This window comes from Nocardiopsis sp. MG754419 (genome assembly GCF_018207095.1).
Classification (GTDB): domain Bacteria; phylum Actinomycetota; class Actinomycetes; order Streptosporangiales; family Streptosporangiaceae; genus Nocardiopsis.
The window spans coordinates 1-616 of the sequence record NZ_QOCZ01000335.1 but is presented as its reverse complement, the minus strand read 5'-3'; the positions used below and the strand labels follow the sequence as shown (position 1 = coordinate 616).

Here is a 616-nt window from a genome sequence, read left to right as displayed (position 1 = left end):
GGTGCCGAAGACCACGTAGTGGAAGTGCGCCACCACGAAGTAGGAGTCGGTGACGTGGAAGTCGATGGGCGGGGAGGCCAGCAGCACACCGGTCAGACCGCCGAAGAGGAAGGTGGCCAGGAAGCCGATCGTGAAGAGCATCGGTGTCTCGTACGTGAGCTGTCCGCGCCACATCGTCCCGATCCAGTTGAAGAACTTCACACCGGTCGGAACCGCGATGAGGAAGGACATGAACGAGAAGAACGGGAGCAGTACCGCGCCGGTCGGGAACATGTGGTGGGCCCACACGGTGACCGAGAGGCCCGTGATGGCGATGGTCGCCGCCACCAGGCTCTTGTAGCCGAAGATCGGCTTGCGGCTGAAGACCGGCAGGATCTCCGTGATGATGCCGAAGAACGGCAACGCGATGATGTAGACCTCGGGGTGACCGAAGAACCAGAACAGGTGCTGCCACAGGATGGCGCCACCGTGCTCGGCGTTGAAGACCTGGGTGCCGACCATGCGATCCGCGCCCAACGCGATGAGGGCCGCGGTCAGCACCGGGAACGCGATGAGCACCAGAACACTGGTGAGCAGGGTGTTCCAGGTGAAGATCGGCATGCGGAACATCGTCATA

At 62.5% G+C, this 616-nt stretch carries 1 protein-coding gene; it reads right to left on the bottom strand.

What is annotated here, in order from left to right:
• On the bottom strand, positions 1–616 hold a 616-nt coding region (locus tag DSY14_RS29695), incomplete at both ends, for a cbb3-type cytochrome c oxidase subunit I (protein ID WP_211719590.1).